The 24,467-nt window shown below is 69.3% G+C and carries 28 protein-coding genes and 1 tRNA gene; 17 read left to right on the top strand and 12 right to left on the bottom strand.

Annotation, left to right across the window (positions count from 1 at the left end; all coding sequences use genetic code 11):
* Positions 1–31: 31 nt before the first annotated feature.
* Both surE and carA read right to left on the bottom strand, forming a co-directional pair.
* Positions 32–955, bottom strand: coding sequence for a 5'/3'-nucleotidase SurE (surE, locus tag ACZ5TV_RS01130; RefSeq protein WP_379782653.1), 924 nt, complete (start codon positions 953–955; stop codon positions 32–34).
* A 233-nt stretch (positions 956–1,188) separates the two neighbouring features.
* Positions 1,189–2,250 carry a glutamine-hydrolyzing carbamoyl-phosphate synthase small subunit gene (carA, locus tag ACZ5TV_RS01125; protein ID WP_464384021.1) on the bottom strand — a complete coding sequence of 354 codons (1,062 nt, stop codon included), beginning with the start codon at positions 2,248–2,250 and terminating at the stop codon, positions 1,189–1,191.
* Between the two features lie 123 nt (positions 2,251–2,373).
* On the opposite strand from carA, the gene ACZ5TV_RS01120 reads away from it, so the two are divergent.
* The 3 genes from ACZ5TV_RS01120 to ACZ5TV_RS01110 all read left to right on the top strand — a co-directional run bounded on the left by ACZ5TV_RS01120 (position 2,374) and on the right by ACZ5TV_RS01110 (position 5,877).
* Positions 2,374–4,959: a penicillin acylase family protein gene (locus ACZ5TV_RS01120; protein ID WP_464384020.1), complete on the top strand. Its 2,586-nt coding sequence runs from the start codon at positions 2,374–2,376 to the stop codon at positions 4,957–4,959.
* A complete protein-coding gene (locus ACZ5TV_RS01115) occupies positions 4,956–5,273 on the top strand; it encodes a hypothetical protein (protein ID WP_464384019.1) in 318 nt (105 codons plus the stop codon). Before ACZ5TV_RS01120 ends, ACZ5TV_RS01115 begins: the two co-directional genes overlap by 4 nt.
* A gap of 190 nt (positions 5,274–5,463) precedes the next feature.
* Positions 5,464–5,877 (top strand): Lrp/AsnC family transcriptional regulator, encoded by a 414-nt coding sequence (locus tag ACZ5TV_RS01110; RefSeq protein ID WP_379783583.1) that lies wholly within the window; start codon positions 5,464–5,466, stop codon positions 5,875–5,877.
* 42 nt (positions 5,878–5,919) lie between these two features.
* Here the strand turns inward: ACZ5TV_RS01110 and udk are convergent, their stop codons facing one another.
* Entirely contained in the window at positions 5,920–6,651 is a 732-nt protein-coding gene (gene udk, locus ACZ5TV_RS01105; RefSeq protein ID WP_379783581.1) for a uridine kinase, read from the bottom strand.
* Positions 6,652–6,856: 205 nt separating this feature from the next.
* Here udk and ACZ5TV_RS01100 point away from each other — a divergent pair, with 205 nt between their 5' ends.
* The 3 genes from ACZ5TV_RS01100 (at position 6,857) to ACZ5TV_RS01090 (ending at position 8,294) form a co-directional block, all read left to right on the top strand.
* Entirely contained in the window at positions 6,857–7,534 is a 678-nt protein-coding gene (locus tag ACZ5TV_RS01100; protein ID WP_464384018.1) for a CBS domain-containing protein, read from the top strand.
* A 24-nt stretch (positions 7,535–7,558) separates the two neighbouring features.
* Positions 7,559–8,137 carry an N-acetyltransferase family protein gene (locus ACZ5TV_RS01095; protein ID WP_464384017.1) on the top strand — a complete coding sequence of 193 codons (579 nt, stop codon included), beginning with the start codon at positions 7,559–7,561 and terminating at the stop codon, positions 8,135–8,137.
* An 83-nt stretch (positions 8,138–8,220) separates the two neighbouring features.
* Positions 8,221–8,294, top strand: a tRNA-Thr gene (locus tag ACZ5TV_RS01090).
* Positions 8,295–8,358: 64 nt separating this feature from the next.
* Here ACZ5TV_RS01090 and ACZ5TV_RS01085 read toward each other — a convergent pair.
* Both ACZ5TV_RS01085 and ACZ5TV_RS01080 read right to left on the bottom strand, forming a co-directional pair.
* Complete coding sequence (locus ACZ5TV_RS01085; protein WP_464384016.1) at positions 8,359–8,823, bottom strand: universal stress protein; 465 nt, start codon at positions 8,821–8,823, stop codon at positions 8,359–8,361.
* A gap of 144 nt (positions 8,824–8,967) precedes the next feature.
* Positions 8,968–10,602 carry a heme-binding protein gene (locus ACZ5TV_RS01080; RefSeq protein WP_464384015.1) on the bottom strand — a complete coding sequence of 545 codons (1,635 nt, stop codon included), beginning with the start codon at positions 10,600–10,602 and terminating at the stop codon, positions 8,968–8,970.
* Positions 10,603–10,861: 259 nt separating this feature from the next.
* Between ACZ5TV_RS01080 and ACZ5TV_RS01075 the strand changes: the two genes are divergently transcribed.
* Entirely contained in the window at positions 10,862–11,434 is a 573-nt protein-coding gene (locus tag ACZ5TV_RS01075; RefSeq protein ID WP_379781943.1) for a PadR family transcriptional regulator, read from the top strand.
* Positions 11,435–11,467: 33 nt separating this feature from the next.
* Here ACZ5TV_RS01075 and ACZ5TV_RS01070 read toward each other — a convergent pair whose 3' ends face one another.
* The gene (locus ACZ5TV_RS01070) at positions 11,468–12,346 is read right to left on the bottom strand and encodes an SDR family NAD(P)-dependent oxidoreductase (protein ID WP_379781945.1); all 879 of its coding nucleotides are present in this window, start codon (positions 12,344–12,346) and stop codon (positions 11,468–11,470) included.
* Positions 12,347–12,462: 116 nt separating this feature from the next.
* On the opposite strand from ACZ5TV_RS01070, the gene ACZ5TV_RS01065 reads away from it, so the two are divergent.
* A complete protein-coding gene (locus ACZ5TV_RS01065; RefSeq protein ID WP_379781948.1) occupies positions 12,463–12,681 on the top strand; it encodes a hypothetical protein in 219 nt (72 codons plus the stop codon).
* Positions 12,682–12,727: 46 nt separating this feature from the next.
* On the opposite strand, the gene ACZ5TV_RS01060 is transcribed toward ACZ5TV_RS01065, so the two are convergent.
* Together ACZ5TV_RS01060 and ACZ5TV_RS01055 are read right to left on the bottom strand one after the other, a co-directional pair.
* The gene (locus ACZ5TV_RS01060; protein WP_379781950.1) at positions 12,728–12,958 is read right to left on the bottom strand and encodes a hypothetical protein; all 231 of its coding nucleotides are present in this window, start codon (positions 12,956–12,958) and stop codon (positions 12,728–12,730) included.
* Positions 12,959–13,118: 160 nt separating this feature from the next.
* Positions 13,119–13,892: a GTP cyclohydrolase III gene (locus ACZ5TV_RS01055; protein WP_379781951.1), complete on the bottom strand. Its 774-nt coding sequence runs from the start codon at positions 13,890–13,892 to the stop codon at positions 13,119–13,121.
* A 167-nt stretch (positions 13,893–14,059) separates the two neighbouring features.
* Here ACZ5TV_RS01055 and ACZ5TV_RS01050 point away from each other — a divergent pair, with 167 nt between their 5' ends.
* The 7 genes from ACZ5TV_RS01050 to ACZ5TV_RS01020 all read left to right on the top strand — a co-directional run bounded on the left by ACZ5TV_RS01050 (position 14,060) and on the right by ACZ5TV_RS01020 (position 19,346).
* Positions 14,060–14,839 (top strand): HAD-IIA family hydrolase, encoded by a 780-nt coding sequence (locus ACZ5TV_RS01050; RefSeq protein WP_379781953.1) that lies wholly within the window; start codon positions 14,060–14,062, stop codon positions 14,837–14,839.
* Positions 14,840–15,188: 349 nt separating this feature from the next.
* Entirely contained in the window at positions 15,189–16,541 is a 1,353-nt protein-coding gene (locus tag ACZ5TV_RS01045) for a DUF92 domain-containing protein (RefSeq protein WP_464384014.1), read from the top strand.
* 5 nt (positions 16,542–16,546) lie between these two features.
* Positions 16,547–16,999 carry a GNAT family N-acetyltransferase gene (locus tag ACZ5TV_RS01040; protein ID WP_379783452.1) on the top strand — a complete coding sequence of 151 codons (453 nt, stop codon included), beginning with the start codon at positions 16,547–16,549 and terminating at the stop codon, positions 16,997–16,999.
* A 99-nt stretch (positions 17,000–17,098) separates the two neighbouring features.
* Positions 17,099–17,497, top strand: a complete 399-nt coding sequence (gene hisI / locus ACZ5TV_RS01035) for a phosphoribosyl-AMP cyclohydrolase (protein WP_379783450.1) — start codon at positions 17,099–17,101, stop codon at positions 17,495–17,497.
* Positions 17,497–18,672: a DUF7118 family protein gene (locus tag ACZ5TV_RS01030; RefSeq protein ID WP_464384013.1), complete on the top strand. Its 1,176-nt coding sequence runs from the start codon at positions 17,497–17,499 to the stop codon at positions 18,670–18,672. Before hisI ends, ACZ5TV_RS01030 begins: the two co-directional genes overlap by 1 nt.
* A 33-nt stretch (positions 18,673–18,705) precedes the next feature.
* Positions 18,706–19,104 (top strand): hypothetical protein, encoded by a 399-nt coding sequence (locus tag ACZ5TV_RS01025; protein WP_379781667.1) that lies wholly within the window; start codon positions 18,706–18,708, stop codon positions 19,102–19,104.
* Between the two features lie 77 nt (positions 19,105–19,181).
* Entirely contained in the window at positions 19,182–19,346 is a 165-nt protein-coding gene (locus tag ACZ5TV_RS01020) for a DUF7838 family putative zinc beta-ribbon protein (protein WP_379781665.1), read from the top strand.
* A gap of 45 nt (positions 19,347–19,391) precedes the next feature.
* Here ACZ5TV_RS01020 and ACZ5TV_RS01015 read toward each other — a convergent pair whose 3' ends face one another.
* The 4 genes from ACZ5TV_RS01015 to ACZ5TV_RS01000 form a co-directional block, all read right to left on the bottom strand.
* Positions 19,392–20,228, bottom strand: a complete 837-nt coding sequence (locus ACZ5TV_RS01015) for a fumarylacetoacetate hydrolase family protein (protein WP_379781663.1) — start codon at positions 20,226–20,228, stop codon at positions 19,392–19,394.
* On the bottom strand, positions 20,228–20,575 hold the full coding sequence (locus ACZ5TV_RS01010) for a cupin domain-containing protein (RefSeq protein WP_379781660.1): 348 nt from the start codon (positions 20,573–20,575) through the stop codon (positions 20,228–20,230). The genes ACZ5TV_RS01015 and ACZ5TV_RS01010 overlap by 1 nt, the downstream gene beginning before the upstream one ends.
* A 65-nt stretch (positions 20,576–20,640) precedes the next feature.
* Positions 20,641–21,438 carry an SDR family oxidoreductase gene (locus ACZ5TV_RS01005; protein ID WP_379781657.1) on the bottom strand — a complete coding sequence of 266 codons (798 nt, stop codon included), beginning with the start codon at positions 21,436–21,438 and terminating at the stop codon, positions 20,641–20,643.
* A 46-nt stretch (positions 21,439–21,484) separates the two neighbouring features.
* Positions 21,485–21,796 carry a hypothetical protein gene (locus ACZ5TV_RS01000; RefSeq protein WP_379781655.1) on the bottom strand — a complete coding sequence of 104 codons (312 nt, stop codon included), beginning with the start codon at positions 21,794–21,796 and terminating at the stop codon, positions 21,485–21,487.
* Between the two features lie 105 nt (positions 21,797–21,901).
* On the opposite strand from ACZ5TV_RS01000, the gene ACZ5TV_RS00995 reads away from it, so the two are divergent.
* Positions 21,902–23,140: a CaiB/BaiF CoA transferase family protein gene (locus ACZ5TV_RS00995; RefSeq protein WP_379781653.1), complete on the top strand. Its 1,239-nt coding sequence runs from the start codon at positions 21,902–21,904 to the stop codon at positions 23,138–23,140.
* Positions 23,141–23,227: 87 nt separating this feature from the next.
* Positions 23,228–24,466 (top strand): threonine synthase, encoded by a 1,239-nt coding sequence (locus ACZ5TV_RS00990; protein ID WP_464384012.1) that lies wholly within the window; start codon positions 23,228–23,230, stop codon positions 24,464–24,466.
* Position 24,467 lies beyond the last annotated feature (1 nt).

The following is a 24,467-nucleotide window of genomic DNA, read 5'->3' as shown; positions in this document are numbered from 1 at the left end:
GAACACGGCGCGCCTGACAGTCGATTCCCGATCACGAGGAACCCGATGGACGGGAGCTCCCGTCGCCCCCAGTCGCTTCCGTACTGGCGTCGAGCGGAAGCCGTGCGCCGATATCGATCGCCTCCCCGGCACGGTCCCCCGCGATCGCTCGTGAGGAGGAGAGTGGCGAGACGCTGATCTCGCCGTCGACCGTTGCGAGCCGGTCCGATCCGGGGTCGTCGGCGACGTCCCCGCGGAGGAACTCCCGCCAGAACCGGTCGCGCAGCTCCATCCCCATCTCGCCGCGCCGCTCGTCGAAGCGGGCCGCGGCCGACTCGTCCCCGTCGCCGTGACTCCCTGCGTCGGTGCCCGGGTGGAACTCGATCACGTCGAACCCCCGCGCGGGTTCGGTCAGCCGGTACGTCGGGTCGCCCGCGTTCTCGTCGTCAGCGGCGGGAACGTTCACGTTCAACACGTCCGCGCCGAACGGGAGCACGCCGTCTTCGATCCGATCTATCAGCGCGAGTACTGCTTCCCCCGCCAGCGCGAAGTCATCGCGCCCCACCGTCGGCGGGATCGGGAGGTTGCCGCGGTCGTACATCGACACCGCGATGGCGGGCGTTCCGAGGAACGCTGCCTCCATCGCGGCACCGACCGTCCCCGACTGCCCGAGGATGTGTGCACCGATGTTCGGCCCGTGGTTACAGCCGGAGACGACGAGGTCGGGGTCAAGTTCGAGCGCGACGTCCGCGACGGCGACGCAGTCGGCCGGCGTCCCCTCCACCGCATAGCCGAGCTCCGTCTCGGAGTACTGGACCGTCGTCTCCCACCACGAACGGGTACCGCCGACGCCCGACTGGTTCGTCGCCGGTGCTACGACGGTGACGTCATGGTCCCGCGAGAGCGCGTCGGACAGCGCGCGGATCCCCGCAGCGTCGATACCGTCGTCGTTAGTGAGGAGGATCTTCAGGCTCATGGTGGCCACTCGCGGGCACCGGTGAAAACGCCGCCGGAAACGGGCCGTCGAGCGGACGAAACAAGGACGCGGCTCGAGTGGCAGGCACGTGGAGCGAGGACGCGGTTCAAGTGGTAGGCATGCGGAGCGAGGATGCGGTTCAAGTGGTAGGCACGCGGAGCGAGGACGCGGCTCGGGCGTCGGTGGAGGGCTGGTACTCCAGCTCGGTCAGTGTGTGGGCGGTCGCGACTCGCTTAGTCGGCGGCGATTCGACGGCGGTTGTCGACCATCGCCAGCACGTCGTCGAAAAAGCCCAGCGAGTCGTGCGGGCCGGGGTTCGCCTCGGGGTGGTACTGGCGGGTGATGACGTCGAGCTCGTCGCTGTCGAGCCCCTCGACCGTGTCGTCGTTGACGTTCACCTGAGTCACCTCCAGCGGTCCCGTGTCGTCGACGGTGTAGCCGTGGTTCTGTGTCGTCATCACGACCCTGCCGCTCCGGAGGTCCTTCACGGGCTGGTTGACCCCGCGGTGGCCGAACGACATCTTCTCCGTCGTGCCGCCGAGCGCGCTCGCGACGATCTGCTGGCCGAGACAGATGCCGGCCATGGGCGTCTCGCCCGCGAACGCGTCGACGACTTCCTGGGCCGCGACGAAGTTCTCCGGGTCCCCGGGACCGTTCGAGACGAACAGCACGTCCGGGTCGGCCTCGGCGACCTGTTCGGGCGTCGAGTCGTACGGGAACACGTGGACGTCGGCTCCGCGCTCGGTGAGCGAGGAGACGATCGACCCTTTCGCGCCGCAGTCGAGCATCGCGACGGTCGCCTCGCCGCCGCCCTCGTGAACGGTCGGCTCCGCCACGGAGACGCCCGCGCCGATATCGGTGTGCGCGCTCATCGGCTCGCAGGCCTCCATCTCCGCCACCGCGTCTTCCGGGGTCGCGTCCGGCCCCGCGGCGATCCCGCAGGCCATCGCGCCCTCCTCGCGGACCGTCGTGACGATCTCGCGGGTGTCGACGTGGTCGACGGCGGGGACGCCCTCGGTCGCGAGCCAGTCGGCGACGTCGTCGGTCAGTTCGCGGGCGACGGCGGCGCGCGGCTGCACCGAATCGGACTCGAATCGCTCCGCTCGGACGCCGTAGTTCCCGATCAACGGGTACGAGAACGTGAGGATCTGTTCGGCGTAGGAGGGGTCAGTGAGCGACTCCTCGTAGCCGGTGTACGCGGTCGTGAACACCAGTTCACCACGTGTACGCCCCGGGGCACGGGAACGCGCTTCGAGCACGCGACCGTCGGCCAGAGCGATGTAGGCGTCCGACATTACGAGATACGTATAGATGAACCGTAATAAGTGCGTCGTTCGTAGCATCGTTACGAAATTCGTAGCGAGCAGGTTGGCGGGGGGTCACCGCAGGTTGAATAGGGCAGCGACGGTGAGGGCGGTATGACCGATGCCGACGACGCCCGAACGATCGATGGCGTCCGAACCGACACCGTGAGCGCCCGCACTGACGGTGGCGACGCCCGTGACCTCCCCGCCACTCGACGCGGTCTGATCGCCGCGATCGTCGGCGGGACCGCGAGCCTCGGGCTGATCGAGCCCGTGGCCGGCTACCTCCGGGCGTTCTCGCCGCTCTCCGGGTCCGCGTGGCGAACCGACGCCGGACGGCGGACGGTGTCGAGCCCGTACGGTGAGGCGACCGTTCGCGTCGATGGCGACGGTGTCCCCCACGTCACAGCCGATGAGGAGGCCGCGGCGATGTTCGCAGTCGGCTACGCGCAGGCGAACGACCGGCTGTTCCAGCTCGACCTCCAGCGACGCGTGATGCGCGGCCAGCTGTCCGCCGTCGTCGGCGAGGCCACGCTCGAGTCTGATGCGTTCAATCGGCGAATGGGGTTCGTCCGCGCCGCCGAGGCGACGTGGGAACGGGTCCGTGACACCGACGCCGGCGCGGCGGTGGCGGCCTACGCGGACGGCGTTTCCGCGCGGATCGACGACGGCCCACTCCCCCCTGAGTTCGGACTCCTCGGCTACGATCCGTCGCCGTGGACGCCCGTCGACACCATGCTGATGGAGAAACAGATCGCATGGACGCTCACCGGCAGCTTCCGGAGCCTCCGACGGGCGCTGCTCCGCGAACGGCTCGGCGAGGAAACGGCGACGCGGCTGTTCCCCCGGCGGTACGACCACGAGTCGCCGATACTGCGGAGCGCGGCGAACGACGCCGAACCGACGCACACGGCGTCGCGTGCGACTGTCCCTGCGCCCGCGACCGCACACGGCGACACGGAGCATCGGGCGGGCCCTCGGGAGCGCCGGCTCGGCGTCGAAGACGAGCCGCTCGTCTCCTGGCTCTCCGGGTTCGAGTCCCGGCCGGGCATCGGCTCGAACTCCTGGGTCGTCTCGGGCGAGCACACGGCGTCCGGCGACGCCCTGCTCGCGAACGACCCGCACCTCGCGTTACAGGCCCCGCCGCTGTGGTACGAGCAGCACGTCGATGCGGCCGGCATGTCGACCCGTGGCGTCACGTTTCCCGGCGTCCCGTTCGTCGTCATCGGGGCCAGCGACACCTGCTCGTGGGGGTTCACCAACCCGGGGACCGACCAGCTCGACTGTTACACCTACGAGACTCGGGGGGAGCGAGCGGCGGCGGGCGGGACCGGCCTCGACCCCGTCGGCTCGTCCACCGTCCCTCGCGAGTATCGATACGGGGCCGAGTGGCGCGAGTTCGGGTTCCAAACCGAGCGGATCCGCGTCGCCGACGGTCCCGACAGGGTCGTGCCGGTCCGGACCAGCGTCCACGGGCCGGTGCTCGAACGCGAGGGTCGCGAGGTCGGCGTCTCGTGGGTGGGGCTGGCGGGCTCCGCGGTGACGACCGCGATCCGGGCGTTCGCGTTCGCCGACGACGTCGACGGGATCGAGGACGCGAGTCGCGCGTTCGACGGGTTCAGCCAGTGTCTCGTTGCGGCCGATTCCGACGGCGGTACCCTGTTCCGAGTAACGGGTCGGGTTCCGATCCGGCGAACTGACGGCGAGCCGGTCCGCGGTGACCGAGTGCACGACGGTTCCGCTCGCGAGGGCGAGTGGCCGGGGTTCGAGCCGTACGCGAGCGACCCGGACTGGTCGGGGACGATCCCGTTCGCGGAGATGCCCGCGCGGTCGAATCCGGACGCGCTCGGGACCGCGAACCAGCGGCTCGTCGACGACGCCGCTTACCCGTACTATCTCTCGGAGGGGTACTCGGAGCCGTGGCGGGGGATCCGCCTGTGGGCGCTGCTCGACGAGGGCGTTGCCGATAGCGACCTGACGCTGGACGACATGCGACGGCTCCAGCGCGACATCGTTGACGGGAGAGCCGAACGACTCGTTCCCCTGGTCGTCGACGCGGTGGCGGACGCGCCGGCTGACGGCGACGTGAACGACGCGACCCGCGAGGCGGCCGCGACGCTCGACGACTGGGACCGGGAGATGACCCGCGACTCCCGAGCGGCCCTGCTGTTCGACCGCTTCTTGGAGACGTACCGCGAACGAGTGTGGGGACCGGGGTTCACGGAGGCCGACCTCGACGAGGGGTACTGGCCGAGCGACTGGACGCTCGCGGGGCTCGGGCCCGACGACCCGTGGTTCGACGAGCCGGGGGACCGCGGCCGGCTGCTGCGTGAGAGCCTCGCGGCGGCCGCCGAGCGCGTCGACGGGGAGGCCGCGAGCACGTACGGCGACGTCAACACCACCGCGGCGATCCGCCACCCGTTCGACCAGGGGTTCCTGAACTACCCGTCGTACCCGACGGACGGCTCGCCGGGCACGTTGTTCAACTACCGGCGGCGGTCCGCCGCCGGGTCGAGCTGGCGGATGGTGTGGTCACCGGAGTCGGCCGCCGCGATCCTCCCCGGCGGCAACGACGGCCACCCGCTCTCCTCGCGGTACGCGGACCAGCTCCGCCGGTGGGCGGACGGGGAGTACAAACCGCTGGACTTGGCGGTCGCGGGCGACGTTCGACGGCGGTTCGTCGGGGGTGGGGAGCGATGAGCCGCGCCGAACGCGGCCTCCTCCGATCGCTCGCCGCCATCGGTGGCGGCGCGCTCGCGCTCGCGACCGCGACGGTCCACCCGCTCGGGATCCTCCTCGGCGGGGTGGTGTGGGGCCTGCTCGCGCCGACCGTCCGCCGCGGCGTCCTCTACGGCGTGGCGTTCGGCGTCGTCGTCGTGACCGCGTTCGGGGGTCGACTCGTCGCCGCCGGCACCGGGTCCGCGTTCCTCGGGACCGGCGCACTCGCCGCCGCGCCGGTCGCTATCGCCCTCGTTCTCGGCGGTGTCGGCGGTCTCGCCCGGGGGCTCCGGTAGCGCGACCACGCGGGCGTTTCGGCCGAGACCGGAGCGTCGTTTCCGGCGCTGAGTAGCCCTCAGTCGGAACCGAAGGAGACGTCACCGCCCGTGCTACGAAGATCGCACGTTTCTCCCCTAGTGGCTGTGGAGTTCGTAGTTTCGCTACGATCTTCGTAAGCGGTAAGTCGACGCGGAGAGACCCCAGTACATGGACGACCTTGACCGTCGGATCCTGTCGATCCTCCGACGGGACGCACGCACCCCGTACACCGAGATCGCCGACCGTGTCGGCACGTCCGAGGGGACGGTCCGCAATCGGGTCGATCGGCTGACAGACGAGGGGATAATCGAGCGGTTCACGGTGACGACCCGCACCGGTAACGTGAAAGCGATGATCGAGATCTCGGTAGAGATGAACGTCAACACCGCCGCGGTCGGCGAGCGGATGGTGGAGTGGGAGGAGGTCGACTTCGTCTGGCAGGTGTCCGGCGAGGAGGATATCGTCCTCGTCGTCGACGCCGTCGACACCCGCGCGGTCAACGAGCTCATCACGCAGGCGCGGGAGCTTGACGAGGTCAAATCAACGAAGACGCGGCTGATCCTCGACGAGCGACTGGGCTGATCGTCGGCAAACGGATCGGTCGGCCCCGGAGCGACCGTTTCGTCAGCTCTCGTCGTCGCCGCCGTCGCCCCCGGACGCCGGTTCGACGTCGAGGTCGAGCGACCGCTTCTCCGCGAGCTCGCGTTCGAGGGCACCGCGCTCCCAGTTCCGGAGCGCGTCGCCCTCGACTTCCGCGTGGAGCTTCTCCTCGATGAGATCGATCGCGACGCTGTTCGCTCCCTCCGGGATGATCAGGTCGGCGTGACTCTTCGACGGCTCGATGAACCGCTCGTGCATCGGTTTCACCGTCGAGAGGTACTGGTCGATGACGCCCTCCAGGTCGCGACCGCGGTCGAGCACGTCTCGACGGATCCGCCGGAGTATCCGCACGTCCGCGTCCGTCTCCACGTACAGCCTGAGGTCCATCATCGCGTTGATCTCCTCGTCGTACAGCGCCAGGATCCCCTCCAACACGATGACGTCCGTCGGCTCGACGGTGACCCGCTCCTCCTTCCGGTTGTGGATCTCGAAATCGTACTGCGGCATCTCGATCGACTGTCCCTCCAACAGCGATTCGAGGTGCTCCCGGAGGAGCGACCACTCGAACGCCGATGGGTGGTCGTAGTTGACCTCCTGGCGCTCCTCGAAGGAGAGCCCGGAGAGGTCCTCGTAGTAATTGTCGAGCGGGATCCGGGTGACGTCGTCGCCGAGGTTCCGGGTGACGAGCCGCGAGACGGTCGTCTTACCCGCCCCGGTCCCGCCGGCGATGCCGATCACGAACGAGGGGATGGTCATACCGGCGTTGTGCGACCGGAGCGCTTCAAGCCTCCCTTTCCGGTCCGGCCCGTAATAGGGAGCTCGACAGTGACGGCCCTCTACCGCTTCGAACTGCCGTGGACCGTCACGACGCGCGTTTTCGGTCCAGAGCATGTCGTATGTGCGCGTGAGTCATAACGGTACCGGGGGCACCTTTTAGCCGCTCGCCCCGGATCGATCGACCATGCGTACAGATACCACGGTTCGTGACGTGATGCATCGGGAGTTCCTCGGCGCGAGCGAGTCGGACGCGCTCACGGAGGCGGCCGCCCTACTGGTCGAGGAGGTGACCGACTGCGCGGTGGTCCTCCGGGGGGGCGAGGCGGTCGGCCGGCTCGCGGCGCGTGACGCGCTGGAGGCCGTCCTGGACGGCCGGTCGACGGACGCGAGCGCCGACGGCGGGGAGGCGGGGGCCCCGTCCGGGGACTCGTCCGTCACGACCGTCGGCGACGTGATGCGCCCGCCGCTTCCGACGGTCGCGCCCGACGACGCGCTGTCGGCGGTCGAGGAGCGGTTCGTCGCCGACGGGGTCAGCCGGGTCGTCGTCGTCGACGACGGGGAGACCGTCGGCGTCGTCACCGCCAGAGACTCGCTCGCCGCGGCCCCCACCCGAACGGCGACGGCGGGGACACCGGCCGGGGAACCGGGAGTCACGCCCGAGGGTGCAGAGGGGGCCCGGCTTGAGGCGAACGCGACCACGGCCCCCGACGCGGCTCGGGGCTCCGAACGGGCCCGGACCGCCGCGTCGACGGACGCGTCCGGCGCGTCGACGCAGGGCGTCTGTGAGGTGTGTGGTGCGCTCGCGCCCGAGCTCGCGGACGCCAACGGCCAGGCGGTGTGTCCGAACTGCCGTGAGGTCTGAATCGGCCGCTCACCGCGCCGGATAGTGTCCCGAAACGACGACGCGGACGCCGCGTTCCGGGTGGCCCCCGCGACGATCGACGACCTCGACGCGGTCACCGACCTCTGGGTCGACCTCGCCCGCGACCAGCGTCGTCACGGGTCGACGCTGCTCGCGCGGGCGAACCGTCCCGCGGTTCGCGAGTGGGTGGCCCGAAGCACCGTCACCGGGGAGCTGCTCGTCGCCCGGTCGACGGAACGTGATGGGACGACGGCCGCCGGATCGGACGCCGACGTGGGGTCAGAGAGAGTCGTCGGCTTCGTCGGCTTCACGCTCGAACGCGACGGGTACGAGCGAGACCACACCCGCGGGGTCGTCAGCAACCTGTACGTTCGGCCCGGACACCGGGGAGAGGGGATCGGGGGGGCGCTGCTCGCTGCGGCCGAAGACGCGCTGGTCGAGGCCGGCGCGGACGCCGTCGCGCTCGAAGCGCTCGTCGACAACGAGCGTGCACGCGCGTTCTACGCCGAGCACGGGTACGAACCGAACCGCGTCGAACTGTGGAAGTCGCTCGACGGTGGGGGCGAGACCGACGAGAGAGACGGGAGTACCGATGACGAGTGACGCGCGGACGCCGACCGATGCGGCGACCGATCGCTCGTCGAAAGCGACACGCACTCATACGAGGACCGAGTACGCCCGCCTGCGCTAGGGGAGCATGGGTGGTTCATGCACTCGACTTGTAATCGAGACTTCCGGGGTTCAAATCCCTGCCCTAGCTTCTGAAGTGATCCCCGGTAGCAACCGGTGTGTTCGGGTAGCTGACGGCTCTCGCCGGTCCTCAGTCAAACGGTGACGCGCCGGGGATCCTCGTCGGTGAGTCGCCGAACGGTCAACACGGGGACCGGACAGGTCCTGACGACGCGCTCGGCGACGGAGCCGATGAGGAACCGGTTCTCCCCGTGTCGACCTCGCGTTCCCGTCACGACGACGTCCGCGTCGACGGACCGGGCGTACTCGGTGATCTCCGTTGCCGGCTGTCCCTCGCGGACCTCCGTCGTGGTCGCCAGTCCGTCGTCGCGCGCCGTCGCGGCGTCGAGGACGTCGTCGAGCGCCTGATACCCGCGTTCGCCGAGCGCGTCGCGGAGGTCCTCCCGGACCGCGTCCGGCGACGACTCGACCTCGCCGCTGTCGACGACGTACAGCGCGTGGACGGCCGCGTCGAACCGCGCGGCCAGGTCGACCGCGAGGTCGACGGCGCGACCCACGCTGTCGGAGCCGTCGGTCGCGATTACGATGGTGTCGAACATGACCCACCGTTTGCCGACGCCGAAGTTAAAAGGGTACGGTCGGAGCGATCCGCCCGACGCTCACGGGTACGTCTGGTCGGCGGGTCGCCGAGCCCCGAGCCGTGACATCGCGGGCGCACGTGATCGCGGGCCTTCGTGCCGCGATCAGGCGAGGAACACGTGTCGCGGGCGGTCCGCGAGCACCTCGCGACCCCACTGGACCGTTTCACGGAAGTCGTCCGAGCGGAAGAACGCCATCGCGTCCTCCTTCGAGCGCCACTGGCTGGCGATGAACATGTCGTTCTCGTCCTCGACGTTGACCATCAGGTCGGTGTCGAAGTGGCCGTCCATCCCGTCGAGCGCCGCCCCGACGTCTTCGAACGTATCGACGAAGTCGCCCTGGTGTTCGGGTTTCACCGTGTAGAACATCCCCATCGTCCCGAACCCGGACTCCTCGCCCGCGCGAGCGACGATCCCTGGCAGCTCGGAGAGGAAACCTGCCGCCGTCTCCGCCGCCGAACCCGTCTCCCAGATCGAGACGACCGCGGCGCGGTCGGCGTCGTGGCCGTCGTAGACGGCAGTTTTGACGTGCGTGCCGTAGTGGTCGAAGTTGCCCCGGAGACCCTCGACCTCGTCGAAGAGCCCGTCCACGTCGGCTTCGCTGTACAACACGGTCGCGTACACGTCCTCGCCCGACGGCTTGCCGGCGTAGATGTCGAGGTCCGCGAGCTCGCCGCGGATCTCCGCGTTCGAGACGCCCTCGTCGACCCCGTCAGCGTCGCCCTCCGCGCCGCCCTCGCCGTGCGGGTGGTCGCCGTCGCTCCCCCCGCTCTCGTCGCCGTGCGGGTGATCTCCGTGGGCCGACCCCCCGCTCTCGTCACCGTGCGGGTGATCTCCGTGGGCCGACCCGCCGCTGGCGTGGCCGTGCTCGTCGCCGTGCTGACCGCCGTGGCCGTGTGCCTCGCCGTGACCGCCGGTTTCGCCGTGGCCGTGACCCTCGTGCTCGGCGTCGGCCTCGCCGGTCGGCACCGACTCACCGGCGAGATACGCGCTGAGGTCACTCGGAGGGAACCGGCGGCCGACGTAGAACTGACCGAACTCGCCGTACCGCGAGGACGCCTCGTCGAAGCGCATCTCGTAGACGATGTCTTTGATGTCGGTGGGGTCGGAGCCGAACAGCGTTACGCCCCACTCGTGGTCGTCGAAGCCGACGGAGGAGGCGATGACCTGTTTGATCCGCCCGGCGTACTGCTTGCCGACCTCCCCGTGGCCGGCCATCAGGTCGGCGCGGTCCTCGAACGAGAGGTCGTACCAGTTGTACTCCTCGCCGCGGCGTTTGCTCATCGGATAAAACGAGACGTACTCGTCGTCGGGCATCTCGGGTTCGATCTTCCCCTCGATGTACCGGCGAAGCCCCTCGTCGATCTCGGCGTCGTCGTCCGCGAAGTACTCGTCGGAGACGTAACCGGAGACTTCCGTGACGGAGACGTACGACGACTCCTTCGTCGTGAACTCGGCGAACGCGGTGTTCTCGAACGACCGCTCGATAGCCGAGAGCTCGTCGAGCGTCGGGCGGAAGTGGATCGTCAGGAGGTCGGCCTTGTGTCCGAGCACGGAGAACACCGCCGAGTCGCCGGCGTCAGCCCTCGCGAGCGCTTCACGGTGGGCCAGGAACGACCGGCCCTCATCGATGGCCCGTTCTCGCTCGTGGTCCGGAGCGTTCCGCCACGCGTCCCAGTCGATCGACCGGAACTCGTGGAGTGCGAACCACCCTTCCTCGGTCGCAGGTGCCTCAACCATACGTGAGCTTGGGTCGCCGTGACTTAGGGGTTTCCGAGTCGTGTCCGCCGATTCGCCGCGTCGGTGTACCGCCGCCGGTGCCCGATCGGTCCGTGACAGGCGGCCAGTGGGACCCGATCGGTCCGCGACAGGCCATCGGAAGGGAATCGTTGATCTGCGCGGTGGGATGATGGCGAGGGTGCGGCCAAGAGCGACGGCCGCGTCGGCGAACGTCGTCGGGACCGAAACCCTTTCACGACGACCGTGAGACGGTGGAACGATGCGGAAAAGCGGCCCACCGAAAGGACTGATCTCGTATCTCGTGTTGGAGCTGCTCGCCGAGCGGCCGCGATACGGATACGAGCTGCTGGGCGAGATCACGACGATCAGCGGCGGCCACTGGGAGCCGTCGTACGGGTCAGTGTACCCGATCCTGTACAAGTTCGAGGAGGACGGGGTCGCCGAACGGGTCGAACGGGAGGACGAGCCGGACCGGAAGTACTTCGCGCTCACCGACCACGGCCGGGAGACGCTGGTCGAGAAACGGTCCGAGATCGGTGGCGAGGCGCGCGATTTCGGGGACGTCGTTCTAGGGTTTTATCACCTCTACGCGGCGCTCGCGACCGACGACCGATTCGCGGTCGACGACGGCGAGGGCGAGTGGAACTACGACGAGCGGCACAGCGCGTGGATCGTCGAACAGATGATCCGCCACCACGAGCGCGATTTCGGAGAGTTCGAGCGGATCACCGACTCACCCGAAGCGTTCTACGCCGGGACGGACGGCACCGAGGCCGCGAACGATGGGGGTGACGAGGGGGGCGGTGAGGCGTCGTCCGGATCGGCTGATTGACTGCGGCCGGCTCGACGGGCGCTAGGGCGTCTCTCACCGGTCTATCAGCCGGCCGAGCGTCCCGCCGGGGAGTCCCGAACGGACCAACCGGTCGTAGAGCCGGTCCGGCAGCACTGCGGCGAGCCGTGGGAGCCATCGGGCGCGGCGGCTCACCCGGTATCGTGTCCGCGGGTTTCGGGTCGTCGTCGCGGTGACGATCGACTTTACGACCGTGTCGACACCGGTCGCGGTCGGCGTGTACGACTCGAACGCCCGATAGGCGTCGGCGTACACGCTTTCGGCGTCCCCATCGCGCCCCGCCGCGTCCCGGGATCCGCCTCCGATTCGGGATCCGTCGCCGACTCTGGATCCGTCTCCGACTCGCGACCGGAGCGCGTCGGCCGCGCGCTCGTTGAACCCGGTCCGCACCGGCCCGGGTTCGACGAGGACGACGGTGGCCCCCAGGGGTTCGAGCTCTCGCCGGAGCGCGTCGGTGTAGCCGCGGACGCCGGCCTTCGCGGCGCTGTACGCGCCGTGATATGGAAGCGCGACGCTCCCGAGCATCGACCCGACGACGACGATCCGACCGTGTCGCTCGCGGATCGTCGGAGCGGTCGCGCGGACGACGGTATGGACGGTCGTGAGGTTCGTGTCCAGCTGTCTCCGAAAGGCGTCCGGCGTGGTGTCCTCCAGTGAGGCGATCTCGTAACCACCCGCACACGTGACGACGGCGTCGATCGGGTCCTCCGCGAGGGCCTCACGTACCGCGTCGCCGTCACGAAGGTCGACGACGCGTGTTTCGACCGCATCGGGGAGCTCGGCGAGTCCCGAACGATCGCGGTCGATCCCCACCACCTCGTGATCTGCGGCCGCCAGCCGTTCGGCTACCCCGGTTCCGATCCCGCCGGCAGCTCCGGTGACGACGACGCGCATACGTCGTCCTCCGAACCCCGGCTTGATAGTATGGTCCCTTTCCGACGGCGGCGTCCACTACATCCGACCGAGAACGTCCCGAAGGACTATACCCGTTACCCGCGACCGTTCGAGACATGTCATCCGAGGAGCCGAGCGTTCCGATCGTCTGTACCGACTGTGGGACCGAGACGCAGGTGCCGCTCTCGGACGTCGCCGACACGCTCGAGCGACACAACGACGGAAAACACGACGGTGAAGAGGTCGCGGAAGTCGACCCGGCGCTCAAAGACCACCTCGCCGACCTCGTCGCCGAGGACCTCGGACTGTTCGAGGACGAACACGGAGCCGGCTGAGGAAGGGTGGATCGAACGATCCGAACGGGACCACCGTACGGATCCGTCAGTCGTGGTCGGCGAGCGCGCCCTGCGGATGCCCCTTGTGCTGGAGGTTCCGGTTGTCGCGTTTCCGGACCGTCGTGGCCGGAATGACGTCATCGACTTCGGAACGCGGCCGACCGGTGTAGCCGTGATCGGGGTGCTCCTCGCAGTGTGCCATCGCGTCGTGAGCGCCCTCCCACGGTCCCGCATCGCACTCGTCCGCCGTACAGACGAACACTATCTCTTCTGACATGCTATCCTCTCGTACCGGTCGGGTATATAAAAAAGTCACACCGAAATTATCAGGTTTAATATCTCACGTCTCGGGGGCGAAGCGGCCCGACAGAGTGGAGCAGAGAGAGCTCATCAGCGATCCTCGTCGTCAGCGATCCTCGTCGTCAGCGATCCCCCGATCAGTCGCTTGCGGCCGGCGTCCCGATCATCTCGACGCTGGTGCCGTCGTGGCGGCAGTCCTCGAGGGCGTGTTTGGCCGCGAACCCCGCCTCGTGAGCCGTCGCCCCGCGGCCGACGCCGACTTGAAGCTCGACGTCGACGTCGCCGCCGACGTGGTCCACGGCCTCGGTGAACGCGGACTCGGGGAGGTCCGGACAGACCGCGATGATGTTGTCGCCGCCGACGAAAAACGAGAGCGCGCCGTGGGCTTCCCGCAGGTACCGCATCAGCGACGCGTACGCCTGTTCGATGTTGATAAACGTGTCGAACTCGTTGAGCCGGTCGGTGTACTTCCCGGTCGCGTTCACGACGTCGAAGTGAGCGATCTGGACGTCAGTCGGCGCTGTTTCCGTGAGGTACTCGCCGGCGAGCACCTCCGTCCGCCCGGCGTCCTGTGCGCTTCCCTCGTGTTGGAGCTCCCGGTTCGCCGCTTCTAGCGCGTCGACAGGCCGGTCGCTCACGGCGGTCCCGAGGCTGATCGTCACGGGGTACCGGTTGCCGATCGACTCCTGAAGCGTGGCGTGGGCGTCGCCGTCGACCCCGTTCGTCACCGCGATCATGTTGTCGAACCGGGTGAAGAAGGCGTATCCGTCACGGTGGCCGAGGAACTCGGCGATGTCGGCAAACAGGCGGGACTGGAGCGTCTGTAGGTCCATCTCCCGACGGGGTTCCGGCGTCACGGTCCACGGCCCGTAGTTGTCGATCTGGACCAGCGTCACCTGGGTCGTCGTCACAATAGCGATCGGTTGGAGTCGCGCTCGCTTTACGCTTCCGTTATCCCGAAGGTGGAACCTGTTCCGAAAGTGGGACGTGATGGACTCGTGGGGTGAAACGATACTGGATCGGAGGACGACGGCTTCCGGAGCGCAACCACTACGACGGCCCCGGCCCCAGAGACCGTATGGAGTTCTCCGGAGCGGTCCTCGACGTGGACGGGACGGTCGTGCGCGGAAACGACCCAATACCCGGTGCGCCCGCCGGCTACGACCGGATACAGGAGGCAGGGATCGAGACGCTGTTCGTCTCGAACAACCCGACGAAGGCACCGCCGGCGTACGTCGATCGACTTGGGGCAGCGGGGTACGACGTCGACGCCGACCGGGTGATAACGGCGGGCACGGTCACGACCGAGTACCTCCGGCGACACCACGCCACGGACGACCTGATCTGTATCGGTGCGCCCGGCCTGCTCGACCAGTTCGACGACGCCGGGCTCTCCACGACGGACGACATCGAGGCCGCGGACGCGCTGGTCGCGTCGATCGACCACGAGTTCGACTACGACGACCTGTGTACCGGCCTGTGGGCGCTCGACCGTGGGATCCCCTTCATCGGGACTGATCCGGATATCGTCATCCCCGCGCCCGACCGGGACGTACCGGGATCCGGTGCCGTGATCCGTTCGCTGGCTGCGGTGGCGGAGCGTGACCCGGACATCGTCCTCGGAAAACCGTCCGACCCGGCGATAGCGATGGTTCGTGAGCGGCTTTCACACCCGCCCGAGGAGTGCCTCGTCGTGGGGGACCGCCTTGACACCGACATCGCGCTCGGCGCGCGTGCCGGGATGACGACTGCCCTCGTGTTGTCCGGCGTCACCGACGAAGCCGACGTGGCCGAGAGCGACGTGGAACCCGATCACGTCCTCGACGACCTCGGCGAGATCGGTCGGTTGATCGGCTGAACGGTCGGTCTTACGGATCTACCGGCAAAAATTTATATACTATCACGTCATGTCGTCACACATGCCAGCCGTTGACTCACAGGGATCGGCGTCGGACGAGGAGGAGGACCCCGAACGGACGGTCCGGATCGTCGAAGGCCACGCGGTCCAGTTCAACGAGTACCGTTACTGACGCGTTCGGGACTCCCGATCCGGTTGCCGTCCGATCGGCGCTGTCGCTTCAGATATCAGGTGACCTTCACGTCACGGCGACTGCCGACTCGTTCTTCGGTTGACCGGCCGCCGTCCCCTAGATTCCCGACCGACCGGCTGTCGGGAGGGTTAAGTGGTCGTCGGCGGTACTCCACGTGTGAATCGGAGGGTCACGCGCGCGAGCGTGTTCGCCGCGGTTGCCGCACTCGCGGTGTTCGCGCCGGCGCTCGGCGACGCCGCGGCCGTGCCGTTCCTCGCGGTCGCCGGCGTGGTCCTCCTCGGGATCCGCGAGGGCAACTGGTTCGAGACGCTCGCGTTGCCGGGCGACCGGGAGGCCGAACGGCTGTACGGGCTCGGCGCGTTCGCGCTCGGGCTCGCCGGGCTCGCCGCGTTCGCGACGCTCCCCCGCGTTCCGCTCCCGTTCGGCGCGTTCGCCGCCGCAGCCCTCGCCGTCGGCGGTGGACGGCTCGGCCGGGCCCTGTTCGCTCGTCGATTCGAGGGCGAGTTCGAGCTCGTCGGCGGGTACCTCCTCGTCGCCGGCACCGCGGCGGTCGCCGGACAGGTCGCGATCGGGCTCGTCGGGAGCGACCTCTCCCTGTCGGATCTCGTCGCTGTGGACCCACTTGCGGGGACGCTTCCGGTGTTCGTCTTTCTCGCGGCGGTCGCGGCGTTGACGGCGGGGCTCGTCCGATCGCTCGTGTACGCCCGCGACGAGCACATCACCGTCGTCGTCGTCGCCCTCGTCGTCTGGGGGTTCATGGCGCTCGAACCGACCGTGAGCGCCCCGGGGATCGTCGCCGGGCTCGCCGTCACCGTCGCACTCGGCTACATCTCGTACGCGCTCGGGACGGCGTCGGTTCCGGGGATGCTGACCGGGGTGTTGCTCGCGCTGCTCACCGTCGTGCTCGGCGGCGTCGGCTGGTTCCTCACACTGATGGCGTTTTACGCGGTCGGCGGGTTGGCCTCGAAGTACCGGTTCGACGAGAAGGCCGACCGCGGCGTCGCACAGGAGAACCAGGGCGCTCGCGGGACGGGGAACGTCCTCGCGAACTCCGCGGTGGCGCTCGTGGCGCTGCTCGGCTATGCCGCGACCGGCCACGTCGAGGTGTCGCCGGCGCTGTTCGGCTTCGCGTTCGCCGGCGCGATCGCGACCGCGATGGCCGACACGCTCTCCTCGGAGATCGGGGGTCTGTTCGACGGACCACGGCTGATCACGACGCTCCAGCCGGTCGAACCGGGAACGGACGGCGCGATCACTTGGCAGGGCGAGCTCGCCGGCGGGACGGGTGCCGCGGTGGTCGCCGCTATCGCCGCGGTCGGGATCCCGATCGGGGACCCGCTCGTCGGCGGCGCGGTCGTGTTCCTGGCCGGCGTCGTCGGCATGACCGTCGACAGCCTCCTCGGTGCGCTGATCGAGGGCGAACGGGTCGGCAACCAGGCCGTCAACTTCCTCGCGACGCTGTCGGGCGCGGTCGTGGCCGTCGCCACGGGCAGTCTCCTCCTCGGGTGACCCCGATGCGGCCACCCGACCCGTGCGTCCGACCCGCGAACCCGACCGACGCCGACCGGATCCGCGAGCTGCAGTCGCACCTCAGACAGCCCAGCCCGGAGCTGCTGGAGTACGGACTCGTCGCCGGCACGACGCTGGTGAGCGTCGCCGATGGGAGCGGAGAGGCGACCGGGTCAGCCGGCGGCGAACCGGTCGGCTACCTCCTCCCGGTCGACGCGCGGGATCGGGCAGGGTGTCACCTCGCGGAGCTCGTCGTCGCGCCCGCGTTCCGACGCGAGGGACGAGCCCGAGGGCTCGTGTCCGCGGCGCTTCGCGGGGCGACCGGGCCGGTGACGCTACAGGCGCACCCCGACAACGACGCCGCGATCGCGTTGTACGAGTCGCTGGGGTTCGAGGTCGTCGACCGGCGATCCGACGCGTACGCCGACGGCGACGCGCTCGTGTATCGGTACGATTGACACCCACGTTCCGGGACGGCCGACGGACGGGTCCGACACGCCCCTTTCCGGCGCGGATAGACACAAGGCATATTCGCGGCGCACGCCTCGGTTCCCGATATGAGCCAGTCCGAGACGGACCCCGACGCTACGGACGACGCCGACGTGGCGGTCGATTTCGGCGACGACGGCCTCGTCCCCGCGGTCGCACAGGACGCCGAGAGCGGCGAGGTGCTGATGCTCGCGTACGTCTCGCCGGAGGCGCTCGAGCGAACCCGTGAGACCGGCGAAGCTCACTACTACTCCCGGTCCCGCGACGAGCTCTGGCACAAGGGCGGGTCGTCCGGTCACACGCAGGCCGTCCGCGAGATCCGTGTCGACTGCGACGCCGACACCCTGTTGTACGTCGTCGACCAGTCGGTCGGCGCGTGTCACACCGGTCACCGGTCGTGTTTCTATCGCACCGTCGACGGGGAACACGTCGGCGAGCGGGTGTTCGACCCCGACGAGGTGTACTGATGGCGTCCGAGGGAGTGCGGGACGTGGAGGGAGACGGCGACGCGGGGCCGGATGCCGTCGCCGCCGCGGGCGAGGCGGCGGCCGAGCTCCGCGAGCGGTACGACGCGCTCGCCGGGATCGAGTCCCGGATCGCGGGGCACGGCGAGGACCGCGTCGAGGCCGCCGCGGACGCGTACCGTCAGGCGCACCGCGTGCTCGACCAGTACGAGGACGACGCAGTCGGCAGCGGCGACTTCCCGTCGTACGTCCGGTTCGAGGGGGCGTTCGCGAACGCGACGGACGTCGACGACGACGCGCTCGCGGCCGACGCGTTCGCCGCCGCCGACGAGGCGGTCGACAAGCGACGGCTTTCCGAAGCCGACTTCGCCGCCGCGCGCGAGGCGCTCGATCCCGCCGGCGCGTACGTCGACCTGCTGACCGATCGCGACGACGCGACCGACGAGTATCGGGCCGCCCGGAAGGCCGCCCGCGAGGCTCACGACGACCTCACGGCACGGCTTGCTGCGCTCCGCGAGGTCGCCGACATGGCGGACGCGGACCTCGACGCCGACGTCGCCCGGCTTCGCGATCCCGTCGAGGAGTACAACGAGTCGGTGCGGGAGGCGTTTCGATCGTTCTATCGGTCCGCGTCCGCCCGCGACGTCTTCGCGTTCCTCGACCGGGCCGACGACACGCCGTTCGTCGACGCGGACCTCCCGCCGGCTGACCTCCGGGAGTACGTCGCGGAGTACGCGGCCGGCGAGGAGCCGCTCCCGACGCTGCTGGAGTACGCCGACTACTCCAACTCGAAGCTCGACCACTACGTCGACGACCCCGGCGCGCTCCGCACCGCGGTCGCGGTCCACAAGACGTTCATCGACCGGATCGACGGCGAGCCGCTGACGATCGACTGGCCGCCCGCGCCGGGCGACGAGCTCGCCTACGAGATCGACGAGCTGATCCCGCTGGTCTCGCGTGTCGCCGGCGACGAGACCGTGGCGACGCTCCGATCGATCCGCGATCTGGCCCGTTCGGACGAGTACGAACGCCTCCGACGCGCCGCCGAAGTGCGTGACGCGCTCGACGATCCGGAGCTCGCGCTCCTCGAATCCGGCGCGATCGACGACCGGGTCCGGGAGGCGGAGCGGACTCTCGAACTCGTCGAGGACGTGCTGGCGGAGACCGACCGGGACTGATCCCTTATATACCGCCGGCCACGACGCGGGAGTATGACCAGATTCGACGCCGCGACCGAGTCGGAGCGACTGTCGCTGTTCGCGGACGCGGCGGCGGCCCACCGCGCCCGGTCGAGCGACGTGATGACCGTCGACGTCGACCCCGACAGCGACACCTCCGACGGGGGCGAGCTGCCGCCGTGGATCCAGCTCGTCGGCACCGAGATCGTGATGGATTGCACCGACGAGGAGCTCGACCGCTTAAAAGGGCTGCTCGGGGAGTTCCCGGAGTTCCGGATCGACGAGCTCGTGAGTCCCGAGGAGGCCGAAGGGACGAACGCCGTGATCACGGCGCGCTCGGACGCCAACCGCGTCGCCGGCTTCATCGAGCGCGCCTTCCGGGAGGTGTACGAACTCGAACCGGCGTACAAGGCGTGGGTGACGGCCATTTAAATAGAGACCCGAGTCAGGGATCGACGGCCGTTCGGCGGATCAATAGGTTGAAATCCTCGCCGACTCCGAACACGAGTATGGCGCTCGAAAAGGACGTGGATTGTCCGTCGTGTGAGAGGGAGACGTCGTTCTACCGGTCGGCCGCGATGACGCTCCACCTCGGCGAGAAGACGAAGTGGCGCTGCTCGGAGTGTGGCTACGGGTTCGTCGCGATCAATGGTATCGACACGCTCCCGGCCTGAACGCTCTGCTTATTCGTTTTTCGCGAGTCCGCAACCGCCTCACAATCACGACTCCCGTACCACGTCGGCCTCCAGCACCCCCACTCCGTCGACCTCGGCACGCACGGTGTCGCCGTCCTCGATCACGCCCGCACCCGGCGTGCCTGTCGAGATCAGATCGCCCGTCTCCAGCGTCATCACCCGCGAGTGGACGGCGACGAGCTCGGGCGGTGAGAACAGCATCCGGTCGAGCGTGTTCTCGGCGACGACCTCGTCGTTCACCACCGTCCGGACCTCGACATCGTCGAGGCGGTCGACGGTCGCCGGCGCGGACACCCACGGCCCGACGACGCAGAACGTGTCGTAGCTCTTCGCGCGGGTGAGGAAGCGCGGGTTCCGTTCGAGGACGTCCTCCGCGGTCACGTCGATCACGGGGACGAAGCCGGCGACGACGTCGCCGAACGCGGCCTCGTCGACGTTCCGACAGGTGCGCCCGATCACGACCCCGAGCTCCGCCTCGGCGGTCACGCGCGCCGACTCGGAGACGGGCGGGAGCCGGATCGGCCCGCCGGGAGCGGCCAACGTCGTGGCGGGTCTCATGAAGCTCGCCGGCTCGTCGGGACGGGTCTCGTCGAGGTCGGCGGCGTGGTCCGCGTAGTTAAGCCCGATCCCCCACAGCTTCCCGAAGTCGAACGGGAGTCCGAACGAGAGGTGGTCGGCGGGGGTCCGGTTCGCGGGAAGCGCGTCGACCGGGGGTAACACCGCGGGGCCACCGGTCACCGCTCCGAGGGCGTCGCTCACGTCGTCGAGCCCGGCGGCGGCCAGCGGGACGAACCCGTCGTCGTCGCCGACGAGCGGGTCGCCCGTGACGGTCCGGGCGAACCGGTGGGTCTCTTCGGACATCACTCCTCGCGGTCGGTCCAGAAGTCGAACCCACGCCCCGGCGCGAACGCGTCGAGCCCGACCGCGCGCTCGTCGGTCGCGTTCTCGACGCGGTGGGTCTCCCAGGCGTCGAGGTGCACGGAGTCGTACTCGCCGAGCGTCACGCTCCGCTCCTCGGTGTGAACCGTCAGCTCGCCCTCCAGACAGACGCACACCTGTTCGTTCTCGTGGTCGTGATCGGGCGATGCGTGACCCGGGGGCTTCTCGAACCACTCGAAGGTGAACCGGTCGCTGCCCGCGAGCGCGGCGCGACCCCATCCGTCCTCGGGTTCGTACGTCTCGGCCTCGTCGAACGGCACGTGGTCCATACGCGTGGGATCGGACGGGGTCGGTAAGTCCGTTCGGGTCCCGGCGGTCCGACGGCGAGACGCCCTCAGAGGTTCGACGCGCCCGCGCCGCCGTCGATCACGATCGACTGCCCGGTGATGTAGCCCGACTTCGGCGAGGAGAGGAACGCGACAGTGTTGCCGAGCTCCATCGGGTCACCGATCCGTTCGAGCGGGACGCCCTCGCCCCAGTCGGCGAGTCCCTCCTCGTAGGAGTCGTACTCGCCGCGCTCGACCGCCTGGTCGACGAGCTCCTCGATCCGGCTGGTCTCGTGGGGGCCCGGGAGCACGGCGTTCGCGCGCACGTCCGGCGCGAGCTCCGTCGAGAGCGTCTTCTCCAGGCCGATCACGCTCATCCGCACGGAGTTCGAGAGCACGAGTCCGTCTATCGCCTCCTTCACGGATCGCGAGGTGACGTTCACGATGGTGCCGCCGTCGCCCGCTTGGAGGGGCTCCGCGGCCGCCCGACAGAGGCGGACGGCACTCATCACGAGCAGCTCGTACGCCTCGTACCAGTCGTCGTCGTCGGTTTCGAGGAACGGCCCGGACGGCGGACCTCCCGCGGAGGTGACGAGATGGTCGAGCCGCCCGAACTCCTCGAGCGTCTCGTCGACGATCCCGGTCACCGCGTCCTCGTCTGTCAGATCCGCGCGAACGGGGTGGACGCGGGCGTCGCCCGCCGCTTCCGCACGAAGCGCCTCGGCGGCGGCTTCGAGCCGGTCGGGATCGCGGCCGTTGATCACCACGTTTACGCCCTCGCGAACGAGCGCGGTCGCAGCCGCGTTGCCGAGGCCGGCGCTCGAGGCTGTCGTCAGTGCGACGTTGCCGTCGATCTCTAAGTCCATGTCCCGACGTGGCGTCCCCGACGGTTTAACCGTTGGCGACGCAGCGCTATCCGCGCCCCGGCATCGACCCGCCACAGACCGGGCACTGACACCGCTCCTCATGCGTTTGACGGAGCTGTTCCGTGACCGCCTCGGGAGCGCCCTCATCGTCGACCTCCTCCGACTCCCCGTCGAGAGACGCTTCGTCGGAAGCGGCTTCATCGAGAGCGGCTTCTTCCGGCGCCGTTCTCCCGGCTGTGGCCGCATCGGCATCCGTCGATGCGGAGTCGTCTTCAGTGACCAGCCGCCCCGAGAGGGCGACGACGGAGAGGGAACCGGCGGTCCCGAGCGCCCTCCGGATCGCGTCACGTCGTTTCATACCATGGCGTTCGTGTCCGGAGCCTAAAACGTACCGTCGCTCGCCACCGGTTTTAAGCGGTCGCGCTCGGTGGTCGGCGTATGCGCGGTATTACGGGGCAGATCGATGGTCGGTGAGGCACGCGAGCCGTCGAGCGAAACGGGACCGCTGGACGGCGTGACCGTGCTCGACGCCTCGCGCGTGCTGGTCGGCCCGTTCTGTACGCTCCAGCTCGGTGATCTCGGCGCGGACGTGATCAAGATCGAACGGCCGGGGTCCGGCGATCAGACCCGAACGTGGCGGCCGCCGGCGTTCGGCGAGGGCGCGGACGCACAGAGCGCGTACTACGCCAGCGTCAACCGGAACAAGCGCTCCGTCGAGCTGAACCTCGCCTGCGACGAGGGGCGCGCGGTGTTCCGGGATCTGGCCCGCGAGGCCGACGTGCTCGTCGAGAACTTCCGGGTAGGAAAAACCGCCGAGTGGGGGCTCGACTACCCCGACCTCGCCGAGGAGAACCCGGGACTCGTCTACTGCGGGATCTCCGGCTACGGCGAGTGGGGTCCCGACCGCGACGAGCCCGCCTACGACATCGTGATGCAGGCGAAGGGCGGGCTGATGTCGATCACGGGCGTCGAGGACGGCCCGCCCGTTCGGGTGGGCGTCGCGCTCGCGGACATCGGGGCGGGGATGTACGCGACCCAAGCGATCCTCGCGGCGCTGCTCGAACGCGAGCTCGGCGACGGGAGCGGCCAGAAGATCGACGTGAGCCTCCTCGACGGGCAAGCGGCGTGGATGAGCTACATGGCGACGAACTACTTCGCGAGCGGCGATCCGCCGGGACGGATGGGGAGCAAACACCCGAACATCGTTCCCTATCGCGCGTTCGAGACCCGCGACGACTACGTCGTGGTCGCCTGTTCGGCCGACGCCTTCTGGCCCCGGCTCTGCGCGGCGCTCGACCGCCCGGACCTGGCCGCGGACGAGCGGTTCGAAACGAACGAGAGACGGGTTCGAAACCGGGCGGCGCTCGACGCCGAGCTGGAGCCCGAGTTCGCCGACTTGACGACCGCGGAGGCCGTCGATGCGCTGACCGACCACGACGTGCCGGCGAGCCACGTCCGCGACATGGCGGAGCTGTTCGCGGACCCGCAGATCGAAGCGCGCGACATGCGCGTGACCGTCGATCACCCGACCGCAGGGGAGATCGATCTGCCCGGTTCCCCGATGAAGTTCTCACGGACGCCGACGACCGTCCGGCGACACCCCCCGTCGCTGGGCGAACACACCGAGGCGGTCCTCCGGGAGTACGGCTACGCAGACGGCGACTTGAAGCGCCTACGAGCGGCGGACGCGATCCCGAAGTGATCACCGTAACGCCGATCCCTGAACCCAGATCGCCGCGTGGACCGCCGCGACCGATGGAGCGAAACCCCCGGAGCGTGATCGGCGGGCATGGAAACGACCGCCGCCTTCGCTGGACTCTCGTGTGTCGACTGCGAGGAGACGTTCGACGCCGAGACGGCGACCCACCGCTGTCCGGACTGTGACGGGATCCTCGACCCGGCCTACGACTACGACGCGATCGATCTGACCCCCGCCGATCTCGAACGCCGGGACGGCGACTCGATGTGGCGGTACGCCGAACTGCTCCCGTTCCCGCGATCGGCCGCGGTGTCGCTCGGGGAGGGCGCGACGCCGCTCGTCGAGTGTCCGGCACTCGCGGACGCGATGGGCGTCGGGCGAGTCCTCCTGAAAGACGAGGGCGCGAACCCGACGGGGACGTTCAAGGACCGCGGGCAGTCCGTAGCGATGACGGCCGCACGGGAGCACGGCGCGAGCGACGTGGCGCTGAATAGCGCCGGCAACGCGGGACAGGCGGCGGCCGCCTACGCCGCCCGTGCGGAGCTCGACGCACACGTGTTCCTCCCGTCGCGGGCGGGGTTCACCCAGAAGGCGATGACGGAGGTCCACGGCGCGGAGCTGACGGTTACCGACCCGGTCGGTGGGAACTCCCAGATCAGCGACGCCGGAGCCGCTTACACCGCAGCGATGCAAGACCATCCGGAGTGGTACTCGACCAAGACGTTCGTTACCCCGTACCGCCACGAGGGCAAGAAGACGATGGCGCTCGAACTGCTGGAGGCGCTCGACTGGGAGGCTCCGGACGCCGTCGTCTATCCGACCGGCGGCGGGGTCGGCCTCGTCGGGATGCACAAGGCCGCTCGCGAGGCCCGGGAACTGGGGTGGGCGGACGAGCTGATCCCGATGTACGCCGCGCAGGCGGCGGGCTGTGCCCCGGTCGTCGACGCGTACGAGGCCGGCGCGGACCGCCACGAGCCGCTCGACGACGACGCGATCGACACCGCCTGCAACGGGATCGCGATCCCCGACCCGGGCGCGAGCCACCTGATACTGGAGGCGATCCGCGAGTCGGACGGGGGTGCGGTGGCGACGACCGACCACGAGATCCTCGATGCCGCCATCGAGGTAGCCCGGAGTGAAGGACTGGAGGTGGGTGCGACCTGCGCGGCCGCGGTATCGGGGGCGTTCGCGCTGGCGGAGTCCGGCGAGTTCGACGCCGACGACACGGTCGTCCTGCTGAACACGGGCGCGGGCAACAAGGACGTGGACTCGCTGCGAGCACACCTCGGGGAGCGGGAGGCGATGGAGCGTGACGGATCGGTGGCGTAAT

This window comes from Halorubrum tibetense (assembly GCF_055396225.1).
Note: the sequence above shows the minus strand (reverse complement) of the source record. Positions and strands in the feature narration are given on the sequence as shown.